An 18,384-nucleotide genomic window follows, 5' to 3' on the forward strand; every position below is an offset into this window, starting at 1 on the left:
GCAGCGGAGAACGTCGATGCCACAAGGGCTGCCGCGCAAGCTGCGCCGGGTGTTCGTGCTGCAGGCGCTGCTGGCGATCATCGCGGTAGTGGCCTCGCTGTACGCGTCGACCGTGTTCGCGCGCGGCGTGCTGGCGACGCAGTGGGTCAAGGCGGAAGCGTCCCGGTTCTGGGGCGAGGTGGCGGAGGATCCCGCCTACCCGCCGCCGTGGACGTCGTCGGTGAACGGCTACTTCGTGCAGACCGGCACCGATCCGGTGGCCGCGGGCGTACCCGCCGAATACATCGCGGCGGGCCCCGGCCTGCACCGGCTGAAGGTCCATGGCACGTCGCAGCGGCTGCTGGTCGAGGACGGACCGGGCGGTCGCCTGTACCTGCAGATCGCATTCCGGCTGGTCGACAATGTCGGCCGCTGGTCCTTGCTGATCGCGTCGATCCTGACCACGCTCGCGATCGCGACGGTGAGCTGGCTCAGCTACCGGATCGCACGCAGGATGGTGCTGCCGGTGACCGCGATGGCGGCGGAGGTGGCGAACTGGGATCCGCTGGGCGTCGAACTCGACGCCATCGATCCCGCCCGCCTGCCGGGAGAGGTCGGGCGTGAAGTGCGCATGCTGGAGGGCGCGCTGCGCGGCCTGGCCGAACGCACCCAGGCCTTCACCCGTCGCGAGCGCGACTTCACCCGCGAAGCCAGCCACGAGCTGCGCACGCCGCTGACCGTGGTGCGCGTCGCCGTGGACATGCTGCGCCGCGACCCCGAGCTGCCGCCGCGGATGCATCGTTCGCTGGACCGCGTGCAGGTGGCTGCGCGCGACATGGAAGCGGTGGTGGACGCGCTGTTGATCCTGGCCCGTGAGGACCTGCCGCTGAACGCCGAGGAGTTCGATGCGCTGGACGTGGCCGCCGAAGCGGTCGCGGCGGGCCAGGCGCTGATCGGCGAACTCATCGAAGAGCAGGCCGTCGGCGTTTCGCTGGTCGAGCACGCCGCGCCCACGCTGCGCGGCTCGCGGCGCGCGATGGCGGTGATCCTCGAGCAGCTGGTGCGCAATGCCTGCACCTTCACCCCGACGGGCAGCATCGAGGTCTGCGTGGAGCACGACCGCATCGAAGTCCGCGATACCGGGGTCGGCATGGCGCGCGACGTGCTTGAGCGCGTATTCGAGCCCTTCTACCGCGCCGACCAGTATGTCGGCGGACGGGGCCTTGGCCTGGCCATCGTGCGGCGCCTGGCGGCGCGCTACGGCTGGTCGTTGCATATCGAGAGCGCGCTCGGCCAGGGCACCAACGTCATTCTCCGCTTTCCGGCGGCAGGCGAGGACTGATCAGGTCAACGCCGGCGATACTGGTGCGTTAGCCTCCACGACCCCAGCCGGATCACGCAGCGAAATGAGCCATCGACCCAAGCCCGCCAGGCGCCCCCGAAAGACCCTTGTCTCCATCGTCATCGCCATTCTCGCGCTTGCTGCGGGCGCCTGGTATTTCAGCCAGCGCAGCGCGTCCGCCGACGCCGGGGCCTGGCGCACCGTGGAGGTCGAAGAGGGCGACATCCGCGTCGCGATCTCGGCCACCGGCACCCTGAGCGCGATCTCGACGGTCGTCGTGGGCAGCCAGATCTCCGGGCAGGTGACCGAAGTGCTCGTCGACTTCAACGACAAGGTCGAGCAGGGCCAGGTGCTCGCACGCATCGACCCGAGCAGCTACCAGGCGCAGATCGAGCAGGGCTCGGCGCAGATCGCCAGCGCCCGCGCCAGCCTCGCCCAGGCGCAGGCGACCCTGCGCAACGCCGAGCTCGACCACCGGCGCAAGGCGGAGCTGGGCGAGCGCCAGCTGGTGGCGCGCAGCGACATCGACCTGTCGCGTGCCGCGCTCGACCAGGCCCGCGCCCAGGTGGCCTCGGCGCAGGCGCAGATCACCCAGCAGACCGCGTCCACCCAGACCACGCGTATCAACCTCCAGCGCACGGTGATCCGCTCGCCGGTCGATGGCGTGGTGCTGACCCGCACCATCGAGGCCGGCCAGACCGTGGCCGCCAGCCTGCAGGCGCCGGAGCTGTTCACCATCGCCGAAGACCTGTCGCAGATGAAGATCGAGCTCGCGGTGGACGAAGCCGACATCGGCCAGGTCCAGGCGGGTCAGGGCGTGAGCTTCACCGCCGATGCCTTCGCCGACCGCCAGTTCCGCGGCGTGGTCGAGCAGGTGCGCCTGAGCGCGACCAATACCAGCAACGTGGTGACGTATCCGGTGGTGGTGACCGTCGACAACAGTGACGGCACGCTGCTGCCGGGGCTGACGGTGAATGCCGAGATCGAGGTGAGCCGCCGCGACGACGTGCTGAAGGTGTCCAACGCCGCGCTGCGCTACAAGCCCACGGGGGCCGAAGGCGCCGCGCCGGCGATGCCGCAGGGCGGCGCCCGCGGCGGCGTCACCGACGACCTCCGTCGCGAGGCAGGGGCGCTCGAGCTGTCAAGGGAGCAGCAGGCGGCCTTCGACGAGGCCGTCACGGCGATCCAGGCGCGACAGACGGCACGGCAGGCCGCGCCGGCCGCAGGCAATGGCGGCGGCGGAGGCTTCGGCCAGTCGCGCGGCGGCGCGCCTTCGGGCGCGATGGCTTCGCAGATCCGCCAGCGCATGCTGCAGCGTTTCCGCGAGGACTTCGCCGGATTCCGCGACAGCCTCGACGCCGCGCAGGCGCAGCGTTGGGACGCAGCCGTGGCCAACCTGGTCGGCGCCACGCGGGCCACGGTCTACAAGCTGGCCAACGGCGGCCCGGAGCCGGTGATGGTCCGGATCGGCGCGACCGATGGCACCGCGACCGAAATCTCCGGGGCGCTGCAGCCCGGTGACCAGCTCATCACCGGCGAGCGCGCCGCGCGATGAGCATCGCCGTGCCGATCATCGAGACCCGCGCCCTGGGCAAGGTCTACTCCGCCGGCACCGAAGCCGAGGTCGTGGCGCTGAAGGACGTCGACCTGCGCATCGAGCATGGCGCGTTCGTCGCGATCATGGGGCCGTCGGGCTCGGGCAAGTCGACGCTGATGAACCTGATCGGCGGCCTTGATACCCCGAGCTCCGGCAGCTACTTCTGCGACGGCGTGGATGTCTCCACGCTCGACGCCGAGGAGCTGGCGGCGCTGCGGCGCGAGAAGATCGGCTTCGTCTTCCAGGGCTTCCACCTCCTGCCGCGGATGACCGCGCTCGAGAACGTGGCCATGCCGCTGAGCTATTCCCGGGTGCCGCCGGCCGAGCGGCTGCGCATGGCCGAGGAGGTGCTGGACGCAGTGGGGCTGGGCGGACGGACGGGGCATCGTCCCAACGAGCTGTCCGGCGGCCAGCAGCAGCGCGTGGCGATCGCACGCGCGCTGGTCAACAAGCCGCCGCTGCTGCTGGCCGACGAGCCCACCGGTGCGCTGGATTCGAAGACCGGCGAAGAGATCCTGGCCTTGTTCAAGCGCCTGCGCGACGAGGGCCACACCGTGGTCCTGATCACCCATGACGCCGAGGTCGCGGCCCATGCCGACCGCACCTACGTGATGCGCGACGGCGAGCTGCATCCCGAGCATCCGGAGGCCGCGGCATGAAATTCAGCGACGTCATCCGCACCGCGATCCACGCCCTGCGCGGGAACTGGATGCGCAGCGTGCTCACCTCGCTGGGCGTGATCATCGGCATCGCCGCGGTGATCGTGATGGTCTCGGTGGGCCAGGGCACGCAGTCGGAGATCGACAAGATGGTCTCCGGCCTCGGGTCGCAGCGGCTGGACATCTCGCCCGGTTCGCGGCGCGGCCCCGGCGGCGTGCGCCAGAGCGCGTCGAGCTACTACACGCTCACCGAGGGCGACGTCGAGGCGATCCGCAACGACATCCCCGAGGTGCAATATGTGTCCGGCTCGCTCAGCGGCAGCACCCAGGTGGTGTATGCCGAGAACAACTGGTCCAGCCGCTGGCAGGGCGTGCAGCCCGACTATTTCGACATCAATGCCTGGACCCTGGTCGAGGGCGAGGCCTTCGACGCCCAGGACTACGGCGGCGCGGCCAAGGAAGTGATCGTGGGCGAGACCGTGCGCCGCGAACTGTTCGGCGACGAGCCCGCGATCGGGCAGACGGTGCGCCTGGGGCGGGTGCCGTTCGTGGTCGTGGGCGTGCTTGCGCCCAAGGGCCAGGGCGGCTGGGGCCAGGACCAGGACGACGTGCTGATGGTGCCGATGCAGACCGCGCGGCGCCGCTTGCTGGGCTCGATGGGCCTGCCGCCGGGCGCGGTGATGCAGGTCGCGCTGACGGTGACCGATGCCGACGACCTCGGCTACGTGCAGGGCGAGGTGGAATCGCTGCTGCGCCAGCGCCACCGCATCGGCCCGGGCGCCGACGACGACTTCACCGTGCGCAACATCTCCGAGATCGTGGCCACCCGCACGGCGACCACGCGCCTGATGTCGCTGCTGCTGGGCGCGGTTGCGACGATCTCGCTGATCGTGGGCGGCATCGGGATCATGAACATCATGCTGGTCTCGGTGACCGAGCGTATCCGCGAGATCGGCCTGCGGATGGCGGTGGGTGCGGGGCCGTCGGACGTGCGCCGGCAGTTCCTTGCCGAGGCGATGCTGCTGTCGCTGGTCGGCGGTGCGCTGGGGATCGTGATCGGCATTGCCGGAGCGCTGCTGGTGGGGCGCTTTGGCGACCTGCCGGTGGTGCTCAACGGCCAGGTGGTCGCCATGGCCGCCGGCTTCTCCGTCGCCACGGGACTGTTCTTCGGCTACTACCCTGCGCGCAAGGCCTCCCAGCTCGACCCGATCGAAGCCCTGCGCCAGTAGGCGGGCGCTGGCGGCGCGGTTCGCTGCGCCGCCGCCGGGCTTCGGCATGCGACCCTCGGGTCGACCCTATAAGGGCAGGCCCCGGCTTGGCGCTCCGCGGGCCGCGGTGGAGACTGCGCCCATTGCCACGCACCGCGCACAGCGGAACGGAGACGCGACATGACCGCCATCCACAACATCGCCTTTGGCGACACGCTTTCGCAGATCGCGCAGCGCCTGGGCACCAGCATCGACGCGCTGATGGATGCCAACTCCCAGATCAAGAGCGCCGATGTGATCTATGCCGGCGACACCCTGAACATCGGTGGTGGCTCGCGCGGCGGCGGTGCGGAGGGATCGGGTGGCGTGTCCGGGACTGAAGGCGTCTCGGGCGGCACCAAGGTCAGCGGCAACAACGCCGCCGCGATCGCGGAGCAGTTCATCGGCCGCAACGCCGGCGATCTCAAATTCAGCGACGAACTGCCGATGGAGTCCTGGGTTCCGAACAACGTCAACTGCGCCAACTTCGTTTCCGCCTGCCTGCAGAAGGCCGGGCTGATCGATGCAGCGCAGGCCAGCGCGTCGGTCGACAACCTGGCCGGCAATCTCAAGGCCGATGGCTGGCAGACCACCTCGCTGGCCAATGCCCGGCCCGGCGACGTGGTGCTGATGCAGCGCAACGGCCAGTCGCACGTGGTGCTGTTCGCCGGGATGGAGAACGGGCAGCCGAAGTTCATCGGCTCCAACAACGTCAACAGCGACGGCTCGCAGCGAATCAGCTGGGGCGGTGCTTCGGGCAACTACGAGATCATCACTCCGCCGCGCTGAACCACTGCGCGCGCTGGATGACAAAGGCCGGGCATTGCCCGGCCTTTGTTCATGCGCATGGCCGGCCCGATCGGGGCCGTTGCGCGTCAGAAGCCGAACAGCGCCCGCGGCGCGGCGTGTCGCCGGGGCCAGTCGAGCCAGGCGACGTCGCCAGGTCCGATCGCGTGTTCAAGCAGGGTCCAGTGTCCATCCGAGGGAAGCGCTGAGGCCTCTTCGGCGACGGTCGGGTCATGAGCATCCGCGGTCCTCGAACCGCCGGCATCGACGCTGCCATCAGCCGCGCCTTCATGCTTGAGGAGGGCGACATAGACATCGGACATGGCGCCCTGTTCCGCCGCCTCGGCGAAACGCGTGCCTGCGAGGTCCGGGCGGCCGCCCCCGGGCGCGCGCATGCTGCCGAGGACGAAGGCCCAGCCGCCGATACGGTCCATGCGTTCGACCTCGAGCTCCACGCGCCCGTCCAGCGCTTCGCGCAGCGGGGCGGTGGCGGCGTCCAGGATGACTTCGTAACCGGGGTCGCCGGGCTGCATGGCCTGGGGCGCGGCCTGTGCAAATGAAGGATTCATGACGGCTCCCATGGCCAGTGCGGCGATCGGTCCGAGGATAACAGCGGCTCGGTGCATGCGTGGACCCCGGGTTCGGATGCGTGATGGCTGCATCCTGCCTGCCGGGACCTGCGTTTGGAGTGAATCCGGGCCCCGGGCGGCAGCTTGTGGCAAAATTGCCCGCTTCTGGTCGGACTCGGCAGCGAATTCGCATGCAGTTCCCATTCCGGCGGTGCCTTCGCGGCAGCCGCTCCCAAGCCGCCGGCGGTGCGAGCGCCCGGTCGGTGGCGCAGTCGCACTCCGCCGGCGCCCGCTGAGTACGTGCAACGCGATGGCTGACGAGACCGGACACCTGCCGCGCGGCCCGGCGCGCATGTTCAAGGCGGCCGTATGGTCGCTGCAGGGCCTTCGCGCGGCCTGGCTGAACGAGTCGTCGTTCAGGCTCGAGGTCTACCTGTTCGTCGTGCTTGCGCCCCTGGGCTGGTGGCTGGGCAACGACGGCGTGGAGCGCGCGCTGCTGGTGGGCTGCCTGGTGCTGGTACTGGCGGTGGAGTTGCTGAATTCCGCGATCGAGGCCGTGATCGGCCGTTACGGCGACGAACACCACGAGCTCGCCGGCCGTGCCAAGGACATGGGCTCGGCTGCGGTATTCCTGATGATGCTCAACGTGCTGCTGGTATGGGGCGCGTTGCTTTGGCCCCGGCTGCCATGACGCCCGTGCGACGCACGACAAGAGATTCCCGAAGGATCAGCACGCAATGCAAGCACTAATCGAATTCCTCTCCGACCCGCAGGTCTGGATCCTGCTGCTGACGCTGTCCACGATCGAGATCGTGCTCGGCATCGACAACCTGGTGTTCATCTCGATCGCGGTCAGCCGCCTGCCCGCCGAGCGGCGTGAGTTCGCGCGCAAGTTCGGCATTGCGGTGGCCTGCATCACCCGCCTCGGCCTGCTGCTGACGCTGGCCTGGCTTGCGGGCTTGACCAACGACCTGTTCACGCTGTTCGGCCAAGGCATCTCGGTGCGCGACCTGGTGCTGGTGCTGGGTGGCCTGTTCCTGGTGGTCAAGGGCGCGATGGAAATCCGCTCGCTGGTCGTGGGCGAGCACGAGGAGCTGGATTCGGCGGGCAAGGCCGCGACCTCGTTCGGCATGGTGATCGGGCAGATCGCGGTGATCGACATCGTGTTCTCGCTCGACTCGGTGATCGCGGCGGTCGGCATGGCCGGCGACTACGTGCCGGTGATGGTGGCGGCGATCCTGATCGCGGTCGGCGTGATGCTGCTGGCGGCACAGCCGATGGGCAAGTTCATCGACAACAACCCGACGGTGAAGATGCTGGCCTTGGCCTTCATCGTGCTGATCGGCGTTTATCTGGTTGGCGAGGGCTTCGGCCTGCACATCCCGCGCGGCTACATCTACGGTTCGATGGCGTTCTCGGCCTTCGTCGAGGGGCTGAACCTCTGGGCCAAGCGCCGGGCGCTGGCCGGCGTCGCGCGCGAGTAGCCGGGCATGAGCCTCCTGCACCTGGTCGACCCGGTCGCGCTGCAGTCGCCGGCTTTCGAACTGTTCGGCAGGAGCTTTGCGCCGGGGGTGCACTGGTACGGGCTGATGTATGCGCTGGCCTTCCTCAGCGCCTGGCTGCTGGGGCGCTCGCGGATCCGCGCCGGGCGCCTGCCGGGCGTCGACGAGGCGGGCTTCGGCGACCTGATGTTCTACGGCATGCTGGGCGTGGTGCTGGGCGGGCGCATCGGGTACGTGCTGTTCTATTCCTTCGGCGACTTCCTCGCCAATCCGCTGATGCTGCTGCGGGTGTGGGAAGGCGGCATGAGCTTCCACGGCGGCCTGCTGGGCGTGCTGCTGGCAAGCTGGCTGTGGTCGCGCGCGCGCCGCCTGCACTTCTTCGACAGCATGGATTTCGTGGCGCCGCTGGTGCCGCTGGGCCTGGGCTTCGGACGCATCGGCAACTGGATCGGCGGCGAGCTCTGGGGCAAGCCCACCGATCTTGCCTGGGGCACGGTGTTCCGCAACGCGCTGCCGCCGGACCTGGCCTTCCTTGACGATGCCACGCTGCGGGCGCTGCACCAGGCGGGCCAGCTGGAGCCTTACGCGCGCCACCCGTCGCAGCTTTACCAGGCCTTCCTCGAGGGCGTGGTGATGTTCGCCGTGCTGTGGTGGTTCTCGCGCCGGCCGCGGCCGCGCTATGCGGTGTCGGGCCTGTTCGCGCTGCTCTACGGCAGCTTCCGCTTCCTGGTCGAGTTCGTGCGCGAACCCGACGCCCACATCGGCTACCTTGCATTCGGCTGGCTGACGATGGGCCAGGTGCTGAGCACACCGCTGATCCTGATCGGCCTGTACTGGCTGTGGCTGTCCCGCCGCAGCCCGACCCTTCAGCCCGCACCCGCAGCAGCCCCGCCCGACGCTCCCCTGTAGGAGCAGCTACGGCTGCGACCAGCGCCGCCCGACACAGCACGGAGCAACAGCCATGCGCCAGTACCTCGACCTCCTGCGCCACGTCCTCGAACACGGCACCGAAAAATCCGACCGCACCGGCACCGGAACCCGCAGCGTGTTCGGCTGGCAGATGCGCTTCGACCTCGACGAAGGCTTTCCGCTGGTCACCACCAAGAAGCTCCACCTGCGCGCGATCATCCACGAGCTGCTGTGGTTCCTGAAGGGCGAAACCAACGTCGCCTACCTGCGCGAGAACAAGGTCACGATCTGGGACGAATGGGCGGATTCCGACGGCGAGCTTGGTCCTGTCTACGGCAAGCAGTGGCGCCGCTGGGCCGACGGGCGCGGCGGCGAGATCGACCAGATTCGCTGGGTGATCGATGAAATCCGCCGCAACCCCGACTCCCGCCGCCTGGTGGTCAGCGCCTGGAACGTGGCCGACCTGCCGGCGATGAAGCTGCAGCCCTGCCACGCGCTGTTCCAGTTCTACGTGGTCGACGGCAAGCTCAGCTGCCAGCTCTACCAGCGCAGCGGCGACATCTTCCTCGGCGTGCCCTTCAACATCGCCAGCTATGCGTTGTTGACGCACATGGTGGCGCAGGCCTGCGGGCTGGGCGTGGGCGACTTCGTGCACACGCTGGGCGATGCGCACCTGTATTCGAACCATTACGACCAGGCCCGCGAGCAGCTCGCCCGCGAGCCGCGCGCTTTGCCGCGGCTGGTATTGGACCCGGCCATCCGCGACGTCTTCGACTTCAGCTACGAGCACATCGCCATCGAGGGCTACGACCCCGCGCCGGCGATCAAGGCGCCGGTGGCGGTCTGAGGCGGGCGTGAGCGGAGCGGAGGTGATGACACGGCAGGGTGGGGAGATCCCGGCGATCGTGCTCGTGGCCGCCGTCGATCGCCGGCTCGCCATCGGCCGCGACAACGCGATGCCCTGGCATCTGCCGGACGATTTTCGCCACTTCAAGTCGCTGACCCTCGGCAAGCCGGTGTTGATGGGCCGGAAGACGGCCGAGTCGCTGGGTCGCGCGCTGCCCGGGCGCCGCAACCTGGTGCTGACGCGCAGCGGCCGCGTGCCCTTCGCCGGCATGGAGGCGGTGGCCTCGCTGGAGCAGGCCTGCGCACTGGCTGCCGGCGACGGCGCCGCCGAGCTGTGCGTCATCGGCGGCGGCGAGGTCTATGCGCTCGCGCTGCCGCACGCTTCGGTGCTGCAACTGACCCGCGTCGATACGGAAATCGAAGGCGCCGACGCCTTTTTCCCGGCATTCGACGCGGACGACTGGCGCGTGGTTTCGAGCGAGTTGCACCAGGCCGATGCGCGCCACGCCTTCGCATTCCGGTTCGTTGAATACCGGCGCCGCTGAAATGACGTGAGCCGCAGGCGGACATGGTGCGCCGCCTGGCGGCGCGTGCCGCGTCAGGGCCGGGGCGAGGGCCTGCCCGGGACCTGGACCACCTGCAGTTCATCGCAATCCAGGCGCAGCGCGGTGAGCGTGCCGCCCCAGACCGCGCCGGTGTCGATCGCGTGCACGCCGTGGCCGATGAACAGGCCCAGCGACGACCAGTGTCCACAGGCGAGCTTGAGCCCGCGCTCCACGCGCCCGGGCACCGCGTACCAGGGATAGAGCCCCGGCGGCTGCGTGCCCGGCGCACCCTTTTCCTCGAACGCGATGCGGCCGCGCGGGCTGCAGTAGCGCATGCGGGTGAAAATGTTGATGATCGCGCGCTGGCGGTCGGTGCCGCGCAGGCCCGACGACCAGGCCGGGCGGTCGCCGTACATATTGCGCAGCAGGCCCAGGCGGTTGCGACCCTGCAGCACCTGCTCGACCTCGGCGGACATCGCCAGCGCGTCGTCGGCGGTCCACTTCGGCGCCAGGCCGGCGTGGACCATCATCCAGCCGAGTTCACGGTCGGCGTGAACCAGCGGCTGCGTGCGCAGCCAGTCCAGCAGCTCGTCGCGATCGGGTGCGAACAGCACGCGCTGCAGGTCGGGGTTGACCTTGCGCTGGTCGGCCTCGCGGCGCTCGGCGATCGCAAGCAGCGACAGGTCGTGATTGCCGAGCACGGTGACCGCGCTTTCGCGCAGCGAATGCACCAGGCGCAGGGTCTCAAGCGATTCGCCGCCGCGGTTGACGAGGTCGCCGCAGAACCACAGGCGATCACGCGCCGGATCAAAGGCGATGCGTTCGAGCAGCCTTTCCGTGGGCCCCAGACATCCCTGGAGGTCGCCGATCGCCCAGACAGCCATGTCAGTGCAGGGTGCGCGGAACGGCGAGGGTGAACGGCGGAATCGGCGCGTCGAAGCGGGTGCCGTCGTCGCCGACCATGCCGTAGCTGCCTTCCATGCTGCCGACCGCGGTTTCAAGCACGGCGCCGGAGGTGTAGGTGAACTGGTCGCCGGGCTCGATCAGCGGCTGCTCGCCCACCACGCCATCGCCGCGGACCTCTTCCACGTGGCCGTTGCCGTCGGTGATCACCCAGTGCCGATCAAGCAGCTGCGCGGCGCGACGGCCGAGGTTGCGGATGCGAATCGTGTAGGCGAAGACATAGCGATCGTCTTCGGGCGCGGATTCCTCGGCAAGGAAGCGCGTCGCGATCTGGATCTCCAGGGTGTAGTCGGGGGTGTCGTCCATCAGACGAGTGTAAGCGCTCGGCGTGAATACTTGGACTACGCAGCGGGCGCGGCGTTGGCGAGGCGCACGAAATCCGCGACGTCCAGCTGCTCGGCGCGCAGCGATGGATCGATGCCGGCGGCCACGATCTCCGAGCTCTCGCACTGCGTCTGCAGCGAGTTGCGCAGGGTCTTGCGGCGCTGCCCGAACGCTGCGCGGACGATTGCCGCGAAGCGCGCCGGGTCGTCGATGCCGATGGTCGCCGGGTCGCGGGGCACCAGGCGGACCACGGCGGAATCGACTTTCGGCGGCGGCCTGAATGCGCCGGGCCCGACGGCAAACAGCGCGGTGACATGGCACCAGGCCTGCAGCATCACGCTCAGTCGCCCGTACACCTTGCTGCCGGGCCCGGCGGCCATGCGGTCGACCACTTCCTTCTGCAGCATGAAGTGCATGTCGCGCACGGCCGCGGCGTGGTCGAGGGCGTGGAACAGGATCGGCGAGGACAGGTTGTAGGGCAGGTTGCCGACCAGGCGCAGCGGCGTGCCGGCGGCGAGCGCGGTGAAGTCGACGTCGAGGACGTTGGCGTGGATGAGTTCCAGCGCGCCGTGTTCGCGCGCGCGCACCGTGAGCGGCGCCAGCAGGTCGCGGTCGAACTCGATGGCAGTCAGGCTGCCGTGGCGGTCGAGCAGCGGAAAGGTCATCGCGCCCTGTCCGGGGCCGATCTCCACGATGCGCTCGCCCGGGCGCGGGTCGACGGCGAGGATGATGCGGTCTACGACCCCGCGCTCGTGCAGGAAGTGCTGGCCCAGCGCCTTCTTGGCGGGCTGTCGGAAGCGGCCGTCGTGACCGTCGTGCTGGCCCGTCATGCGCTGCTCCTGGCGGCATGCACTTCGGCCAGGCGGGTGCAGGTCCCGATGGCGGCGAACAGGCTGGAGGGGTCGGCACGCCCGCTGCCGGCGAGGTCCAGCGCGGTCCCATGGTCGACCGCCACGCGCGGCCAGGGCAGTCCGAGGGTGATGTTGACCGCCTGCTCGAAACCGCTGTGCTTCAGCACCGGCAGGCCCTGGTCGTGGTACATGGCCAGGATCGCGTCGAAGCCCTCCAGCTTCGCGGGCAGGAAGGCGGAATCGGCCGGCAGCGGGCCTTCCAGGCGCATGCCCGCAGCGCGCAGGCGCTCCAGCAGCGGGATGATGGTGTCGAGCTCTTCACGGCCGAGATGGCCGTCTTCGCCGGCGTGCGGATTCAGCCCGAGCACCGCCACCACGGGATCGGCGATGCCGAAGTCATCGCGCAGCGCGGCATGCAGGATGCGCAGGCAGCCTTCCAGTCGCGTCGCGGTCAGTGCGTCCGGCACCTCGCGCAGCGGCATGTGGACCGTGGCGAGGGCCACGCGCATGGTCGGGTTGGCCAGCATCATCACCACCTCGCGGCCGGCGTGGGCCGCCAGCAGGCCGGTGGTGCCGGTATAGGCGATGCCGCCGTCGTTGATCGAGGCCTTGTGCACCGGCCCGGTCACCATGCCCTGGCAGCGGCCGGACAGGCACGCGTCGGCTGCGGCGAGCAGGGCTGCCACGGTCGAGGCCGCGTTGGCCGCTTCCGGCACGCCGGGCGTGGCAGCGACGCGGGCAGGGTGGTGGTGCAGCGTGAACTCGCCGCCTGGCGCCTGCAGGCGTTCGGGCGCGATGCGCGCCAGGGGCAGTCCGATGCGCCGCGCCGCGGCAACCAGCGCATCGCCGTCGCCAAAAATCTCGAGTCGCGCGTCCCAGCGCTTCTGCAGTGCGCGCGCGCACAGCTCCGGCCCGACGCCGGCCGGTTCACCCGGGACCAGCGCGAGCCGAAGGCGCTGCATTTCAGCTGTCGCCGACGGCGCCGGAGGCCGGGCGGATATCGATATAGGCTTCGCCGCGCATTTCACGCAGGAACCGGTTCCATTCGTCCTCAAGCTTGCGCTGGCCGATGGTTTCACGGGCCTGGTTGCGACGGTTTTCATCGTCGACGCTGGCCTGGCGGCTGCCGACGCGCTGGACGATGTGCCAGCCAGCCTGGCTGCGGAACGGCGCGGAGACTTCGCCGTCCTGCAGCGCCGCGACCTGCTCGCCGAACTGCGGGCCGAACTCGTCGTGGGTGAACCAGCCAAGGTCGCCGCCGGCCTCGCGGGTGACGGTGTCGTCGGAGGACTCGCTCGCAACCGAGGCGAACGAGCTGCCACCGGTCACTGCGGCGTGAAGGCTGTCGATGCGGGCCTTGGCGGCGGCGTCGTCGCCGCGGATCAGGATGTGGCTTGCCTGGTACTGGGTGACGGACTGGCCGGAGGTGGCCTGCGTGCCGTCGCGGATGTCGACGAGCTGCAGCAGCTGGAAGCCGCTGGGACCACGCGCGGGACCGAACATCTGGCCGCGCTGGAGGCCGCCGACGACGGTGCTGAACGCCGTCGGGATCTCGTCGATGCCGCGCCAGCCGAGATCGCCACCCTCGAGCGCGTTGGGGCCGTCGGAGTAGCGCACTGCCGCCGCCGCGAAATCCATCTCGCCGCGTTCAAGCAGGCCCTGGACGCCTTCGATCTTCTCTTCGGCCATTGCGATCTGCTGTGGCGTGGCGCCGTTGGGCAGTGCGACCAGGATATTGGCGAGCCGGTACTGGGTGCCGCTGGCCTGGCTGGCCAGTGCGGCGTCGACCTCGGCGTCGGTGACCATGATCGTGCTCTGCGCGAATCGCTGGCGCAGGCGCTGGATGGCGAGCTCGTCGCGCAGCGAGCCGCGGAACTCGTCGTACGAGATGCCGTCGCCGGCCAGCTGCTGGCGGAGCTGGTCGGGCGTCATGTTGTTCTGCCGGGCGATTGCAGCGGCCGCGGCGTCAAGCTCTTCATCGGCCACGCGCACGCCGGTGGACTGGGCGCGGGCGGTCTGCAGCTGGACCAGGATCAGGCGCTCGAGCACCTGGCGACGCAGCACGTTTTCCGGCGGCAGCTGGTCGGCGCGGTTGCCGTATTGCGATTTGATGTTGCGCACGGCGCGCTCGAGCTCGCTCTGCAGGATCACGTCTTCATCGACGATGGCGGCGATGCCGTCGATCGGCTGCACCTGCTGGGCGAAAGCGGGCGGGGCGAAGGCCGCCAAGGCAAAAGCGAGGGAGAGGAAGAGCTTTTTCATGGGGAAACGTCGGCCGAGGGCACGTCGCCGTCGTCGTTGCGGACATTCGGCGGAGGCACCAGGTACAGGTCCTCGCGGTGGTAACCGAGAATAGCACGGCGCAGGCGGCTGGTTGTCTCGGGACCGGCGGATCCCAGGCCCTTGAATTCGATCTCGAGCTGGATCGCGTCGTTCATCTCGCCCTGGAAATTCCGCACGTAGCGCCGGGCCACCAGGCGCGCGGCCATGCAGCAGCTGTCCCACTGGACCCCAGCGATGCTTTCAAGCAGCTGGTTGTCGAGCAGCGAATAGTAATAGCGCCCGACCAGGCTCCACGAGGGACTGAGCGGGTACAGGAACGAGAAGTCGACCTGCTCCAGCAGGTCGTCCTGGTTGTCGGTGCGGCGCCGGTAGCGGTAGGCCAGGTTGACCACGCCGTCGTCACCGATCAGATAGCGCGCGCGGGCGCTGGCCAGGTCTTCCTGCTTGGTGGCGGGATTCCAGTGGTACGTGCCACCCACGCTCCAGCGGTCGTTGATTTCATAGCTGGCGTCGGCGATCCACGCCGACTTGCCCTTGCGGATCACCGGAGAGCCGGCGCCAAGGCCGACGCGGGAATCCTCGAAGTAGCGGATCTGGCCGATGCTGGCGGACAGCTTCTCGCGGCCGCTTTCCTGGTTGACCAGGCGCGTGGTCAGGGCCAGCGTCAGCTGGTTCGCGTCGGCCTGGCGGTCGGCGCCGGTGAAGCGGTTGTCGCGGAACAGCTGGCCCCAGCTGTATGACATCGCCTGGGTGTCGAACAGCGGCAGCGCGGACTGGTCGCGGTATGGCGTGTTCACGTAGAACAGCCGCGGCTCCAGGGTCTGCAGGTGGGATTCGCCGCGAAACAGCGTGGTGCGATCGAAGTACACGCCGGCGTCGACCGTGGTGATGGGCAGGCTGCGCGAAGGCGCGGTATCAGGCGCCTCGCCGCTGCTGACGGCGATGGCTTGCGCCAGTTCGTCCTCCAGCTCGTAGCCGGTGTAGCGCCAGGCCAGCGTCGGGGTGATGAACCAGGCTGCGCCTTCAAGCGGCATCGAGACCCAGGGCTTGATGTCCACCCGGCTGCCGCCGGGCTTTTGCCGGCTGTCGGCGTGCGCGAAACGGGTGATGTCGGCCGAGGCGCCGGCCACGAACCAGCGTCCGAAGTCGTCTTCCCAGTTGGCGTAGGCGCGGGGCAGGCGGTGGTAGGGCAGGATCCTCTCGGGCTGGGTGTAGTCGCCGAGCTGCCAGTAATCGGCCATCAGGCCGGCGTCCCAGGTGCGTGCGCGGCCGTAGACGCCGAGGTCGCTCTTGATCGAAAAGTTCGTGCGGCCGTTGAGGTTGCTGCTCGAGTCCTCGATATAGCGCGGGTCGCTGGCCCAGGACAGGTTGGTGCGTGCCTGCCAATGCCGGTTGAGATTCTGCTGGCCATGGAACCGGAACAAACCGCGGTCCTTCTTGCGCCGGTTCTCGTCGAGGATATTCTCGTCGATCTCCTCCTGGCGACCGTCGCGCGTCAGCTGGTCAGACGGCAGCATCTCGAGTTCGAGCACGCCGCGTCCGCCGTCGGTGCGATAGCGGAACTCGGTGCCCAGCAGGAAGCCGCGGTTGGTCATCAGCCGCGGCTCGAGCGTCATGTCGTAGTGCGGCGCCAGGTTGAGATAGATCGGCTGGCGCCAGTCGAATCCGTTGCGGCTAGAATAGGAAATGCCCGGGTAGAGCAGGCCGGTCTTGCGCCGGTTGTCGGTCGGGAAGGCGAAGATCGGCACGTACAGCACCGGCACCTTGCCCAGGCGCAGGGTGGCGTTGCGGGCGATGCCCTGGCCCTTGTCATCGTCGATGTCGATGCGCTCGGCGCGCAGCTCCCACCAGCGGTCGTCGGGCGGGCAGGTGGAATAGGTCGAGCCATAGAGCGCGCCCTGCGAACCCTTCATCTCGATGCGCTCGGCGCCGCCGTTGCCGCGGCGCTCGGTGAGCTGGTAGGACACGTTGTCGACGCGGTGCGTGTCCGCTTCCTGGTCGCCTTCGAGCCGTTCGGCCATCAGGCGCATCGCCGAGTCCTGGTAGCGGACGCTGCCGGTGGCGACGTAGGTCGAGCTCTCGGTGCGGTACTCGATGTTGTCGGCGCCGAGGAACTGGTCGCCGCGACGCAGGGTCACGTTGCCGGAATATTCCAGGTTCTCGCCGTCGATGCCGGCCAGGTTGTCACCGGCGATATCGGTGGGCTGCGAGGCCCGGTCGCCGGGGCCGCCTGCGGCCGGCTGCGCATCGGGGAACTCGGGCACGGACGACACGATGGGGCACAGGCTCCAGTCCGGCTCGATGTCATCGTCGGCCATGGCGGCCGGATGGGGTGCCGCCAGCGCGAAAGCGATGCACAGCGACAGCGGGAGCAGGCGGGGGGCTGGGCGCACGCAGGATTCCGGCGGAAAAGAAGGGCGGCGGCTAGCTTGCCGCATCGCCCCGGCAGCGGCAATGCGCGGCCCGTGAACGGCGGGCGTTCAGGCCTCCTGCGTTCCCGTGGCCAGCGCACGGACATGGGCGACGCTGCACTCGGCCAGCGACGCAAGGTCGTAGCCCCCCTCGAGCACGGACACCATGCGGCCCCCGGCGTGGCGCGCCGCGATATCGCCGAGCTCGCCGGTCAGCCAGGCGAAATCATCGGCCTCGAGTTCAAGATGGGCTACGGGATCGGCGCGATGGCCATCGAAGCCGGCCGAGATCATCAGCAGCTGCGGCTCGAAGCCGTCGATCGCCGGCAGCAGGCGTTCGCGCCAGGCTTCGCGGAAGCGATGGCTGCCGCTTCCGGCCTGCAGGGCGGCGTTGTGGAGGTTGCCCGCGCCGCGGTCGCGGGGATGGCCGGAGTCCGGAAACAGGGGCATTTGATGGGCGCTGGCGTAAAGCACCCGCGTCTCGTCAGCGAAGATCGCCTGGGTGCCATTGCCGTGGTGGACGTCAAAATCCACGATCGCCACCCGTGCCAGGCCGTGGCGGTCAAGCGCATGTGCCGCACCCACGGCGATGTTGTTGAACAGGCAGAAGCCCATCGCGTGTGCGGGCATGGCGTGGTGGCCCGGTGGCCGTACCGCGCAGAAGGCCGCATCCGACTCGCCGCCCAGGACCAGGTCCACCGCGGCGACCACCGCGCCCGCCGCGCGAAGCGCCGCTTCCGCGGAACCGGGCGAGAGCACGGTGTCGGGATCGAGCTGCAGCAGCCCTTCGCCGGGCATGGCTTCAAGCACCGCGTGCAGCAGCAGGGGTTCATGCACGCGCAGCAGCTGGCCGCGGGTCGCACGCGGCGCCTCCAGCCATTCGATGCCGGGGACGTGGTCGCGAAGCGCGGTCACCACGGCGCCCAGGCGGGCGGGGACCTCGACGTGCCCGGGGCCGGTGTCGTGCGCGAAACACGCTGCGTGGGTGAAGACCGGCAGCCGCTTCGCGTCCATGCTCAGGTCCGGCGGCGCTCGTGCTGCCAGATGACCTCGCCGTGGCCGCCCTCGCGGGCCAGCACGCGGCAGAGGACGAACAGCAGGTCGGAGAGGCGGTTGAGATAGCGCACCGCCTGCGGCCGCACCTCTTCCTGGCGGGCCAGCGCCACCGCGCAGCGCTCGGCGCGGCGGACCACGGTGCGCGCGACGTGGCAGCGCGCCGAGGCTTCGCCGCCACCGGGGAGGATGAACTCCTTCAGCGCCGGCAGGTCGGCGTTGTAGTGGTCCAGGTGCTGCTCGAGCCGGGTGATGTCCTGGTCGTCGATCGCCGCGTGCCCCGGGATGCAGAGTTCGCCGCCGAGATCGAACAGCTGGTGCTGGACCGCGGTCAGCAGGGTGCGCACGGAGTCGGGAACGTCGGCCGCGAGCACCACGCCGATGGTCGAGTTGGCCTCGTCCACGGTGCCGTAGGCCTCCACCCGCAGCGAATCCTTGCCGGTGCGGCTGCCGTCGCCGAGGCCGGTACTGCCGTCATCGCCGGTGCGCGTATAGATTTTCGAGAGCCGGTTGCCCAT

At 69.4% G+C, this 18,384-nt stretch carries 18 protein-coding genes and 1 pseudogene; 10 read left to right on the top strand and 9 right to left on the bottom strand.

Annotated elements, in window-relative coordinates; all coding sequences use genetic code 11:
* Positions 1–16 precede the first annotated feature (16 nt).
* The 5 genes from WCD84_RS07750 to WCD84_RS07770 all read left to right on the top strand — a co-directional run bounded on the left by WCD84_RS07750 (position 17) and on the right by WCD84_RS07770 (position 5,613).
* Positions 17–1,321 (top strand): sensor histidine kinase, encoded by a 1,305-nt coding sequence (locus tag WCD84_RS07750; protein ID WP_343280983.1) that lies wholly within the window; start codon positions 17–19, stop codon positions 1,319–1,321.
* Between the two features lie 64 nt (positions 1,322–1,385).
* On the top strand, positions 1,386–2,876 hold the full coding sequence (locus tag WCD84_RS07755) for an efflux RND transporter periplasmic adaptor subunit (protein WP_343280984.1): 1,491 nt from the start codon (positions 1,386–1,388) through the stop codon (positions 2,874–2,876).
* Positions 2,873–3,577 (top strand): ABC transporter ATP-binding protein, encoded by a 705-nt coding sequence (locus WCD84_RS07760; protein WP_343280985.1) that lies wholly within the window; start codon positions 2,873–2,875, stop codon positions 3,575–3,577. The genes WCD84_RS07755 and WCD84_RS07760 overlap by 4 nt, the downstream gene beginning before the upstream one ends.
* On the top strand, positions 3,574–4,806 hold the full coding sequence (locus tag WCD84_RS07765) for an ABC transporter permease (protein ID WP_343255478.1): 1,233 nt from the start codon (positions 3,574–3,576) through the stop codon (positions 4,804–4,806). Before WCD84_RS07760 ends, WCD84_RS07765 begins: the two co-directional genes overlap by 4 nt.
* 159 nt (positions 4,807–4,965) lie before the next feature.
* Complete coding sequence (locus WCD84_RS07770; protein ID WP_343280986.1) at positions 4,966–5,613, top strand: LysM peptidoglycan-binding domain-containing protein; 648 nt, start codon at positions 4,966–4,968, stop codon at positions 5,611–5,613.
* 86 nt (positions 5,614–5,699) lie between these two features.
* Here the strand turns inward: WCD84_RS07770 and WCD84_RS07775 are convergent, their stop codons facing one another.
* Positions 5,700–6,179, bottom strand: a complete 480-nt coding sequence (locus tag WCD84_RS07775; RefSeq protein ID WP_343280987.1) for a hypothetical protein — start codon at positions 6,177–6,179, stop codon at positions 5,700–5,702.
* Between the two features lie 310 nt (positions 6,180–6,489).
* Here WCD84_RS07775 and WCD84_RS07780 point away from each other — a divergent pair, with 310 nt between their 5' ends.
* Genes WCD84_RS07780 through WCD84_RS07800 form a run of 5 tightly spaced genes read left to right on the top strand, consistent with a single transcriptional unit; the run spans position 6,490 to position 9,981 of the window.
* Positions 6,490–6,870, top strand: a complete 381-nt coding sequence (locus tag WCD84_RS07780; RefSeq protein WP_343255481.1) for a diacylglycerol kinase — start codon at positions 6,490–6,492, stop codon at positions 6,868–6,870.
* A 46-nt stretch (positions 6,871–6,916) separates the two neighbouring features.
* Entirely contained in the window at positions 6,917–7,663 is a 747-nt protein-coding gene (locus WCD84_RS07785) for a TerC family protein (protein ID WP_343255482.1), read from the top strand.
* Positions 7,664–7,669: 6 nt separating this feature from the next.
* A complete protein-coding gene (gene lgt / locus WCD84_RS07790; RefSeq protein WP_343255483.1) occupies positions 7,670–8,590 on the top strand; it encodes a prolipoprotein diacylglyceryl transferase in 921 nt (306 codons plus the stop codon).
* 52 nt (positions 8,591–8,642) lie between these two features.
* On the top strand, positions 8,643–9,437 hold the full coding sequence (locus WCD84_RS07795) for a thymidylate synthase (protein ID WP_343280988.1): 795 nt from the start codon (positions 8,643–8,645) through the stop codon (positions 9,435–9,437).
* A gap of 25 nt (positions 9,438–9,462) precedes the next feature.
* Positions 9,463–9,981, top strand: a complete 519-nt coding sequence (locus WCD84_RS07800; protein ID WP_343280989.1) for a dihydrofolate reductase — start codon at positions 9,463–9,465, stop codon at positions 9,979–9,981.
* 56 nt (positions 9,982–10,037) lie between these two features.
* Here WCD84_RS07800 and WCD84_RS07805 read toward each other — a convergent pair.
* The 8 genes and pseudogenes from WCD84_RS07805 to WCD84_RS07840 form a co-directional block, all read right to left on the bottom strand.
* Positions 10,038–10,865 (bottom strand): annotated as a pseudogene (locus WCD84_RS07805) (symmetrical bis(5'-nucleosyl)-tetraphosphatase); the annotation flags it as partial.
* 1 nt (position 10,866) lies between these two features.
* Positions 10,867–11,250, bottom strand: coding sequence for a Co2+/Mg2+ efflux protein ApaG (gene apaG, locus WCD84_RS07810; protein ID WP_343255487.1), 384 nt, complete (start codon positions 11,248–11,250; stop codon positions 10,867–10,869).
* A 35-nt stretch (positions 11,251–11,285) separates the two neighbouring features.
* Positions 11,286–12,098 carry a 16S rRNA (adenine(1518)-N(6)/adenine(1519)-N(6))-dimethyltransferase RsmA gene (rsmA, locus tag WCD84_RS07815; protein WP_343280990.1) on the bottom strand — a complete coding sequence of 271 codons (813 nt, stop codon included), beginning with the start codon at positions 12,096–12,098 and terminating at the stop codon, positions 11,286–11,288.
* Entirely contained in the window at positions 12,095–13,081 is a 987-nt protein-coding gene (gene pdxA, locus WCD84_RS07820) for a 4-hydroxythreonine-4-phosphate dehydrogenase PdxA (protein ID WP_343280991.1), read from the bottom strand. The genes rsmA and pdxA overlap by 4 nt, the downstream gene beginning before the upstream one ends.
* 1 nt (position 13,082) lies before the next feature.
* Positions 13,083–14,381, bottom strand: a complete 1,299-nt coding sequence (locus tag WCD84_RS07825; protein WP_343255490.1) for a peptidylprolyl isomerase — start codon at positions 14,379–14,381, stop codon at positions 13,083–13,085.
* Positions 14,378–16,795, bottom strand: a complete 2,418-nt coding sequence (gene lptD, locus WCD84_RS07830; RefSeq protein ID WP_343280992.1) for an LPS-assembly protein LptD — start codon at positions 16,793–16,795, stop codon at positions 14,378–14,380. Before lptD ends, WCD84_RS07825 begins: the two co-directional genes overlap by 4 nt.
* 87 nt (positions 16,796–16,882) lie before the next feature.
* Positions 16,883–17,827 (bottom strand): histone deacetylase family protein, encoded by a 945-nt coding sequence (locus tag WCD84_RS07835; protein WP_449280083.1) that lies wholly within the window; start codon positions 17,825–17,827, stop codon positions 16,883–16,885.
* A gap of 2 nt (positions 17,828–17,829) precedes the next feature.
* Positions 17,830–18,384 carry a cob(I)yrinic acid a,c-diamide adenosyltransferase gene (locus WCD84_RS07840; protein ID WP_343255492.1) on the bottom strand — a complete coding sequence of 185 codons (555 nt, stop codon included), beginning with the start codon at positions 18,382–18,384 and terminating at the stop codon, positions 17,830–17,832.

The sequence above is a fragment of the Luteimonas changyuni genome, from assembly GCF_039548395.1.
Taxonomy (GTDB): Bacteria; Pseudomonadota; Gammaproteobacteria; order Xanthomonadales; family Xanthomonadaceae; genus Luteimonas.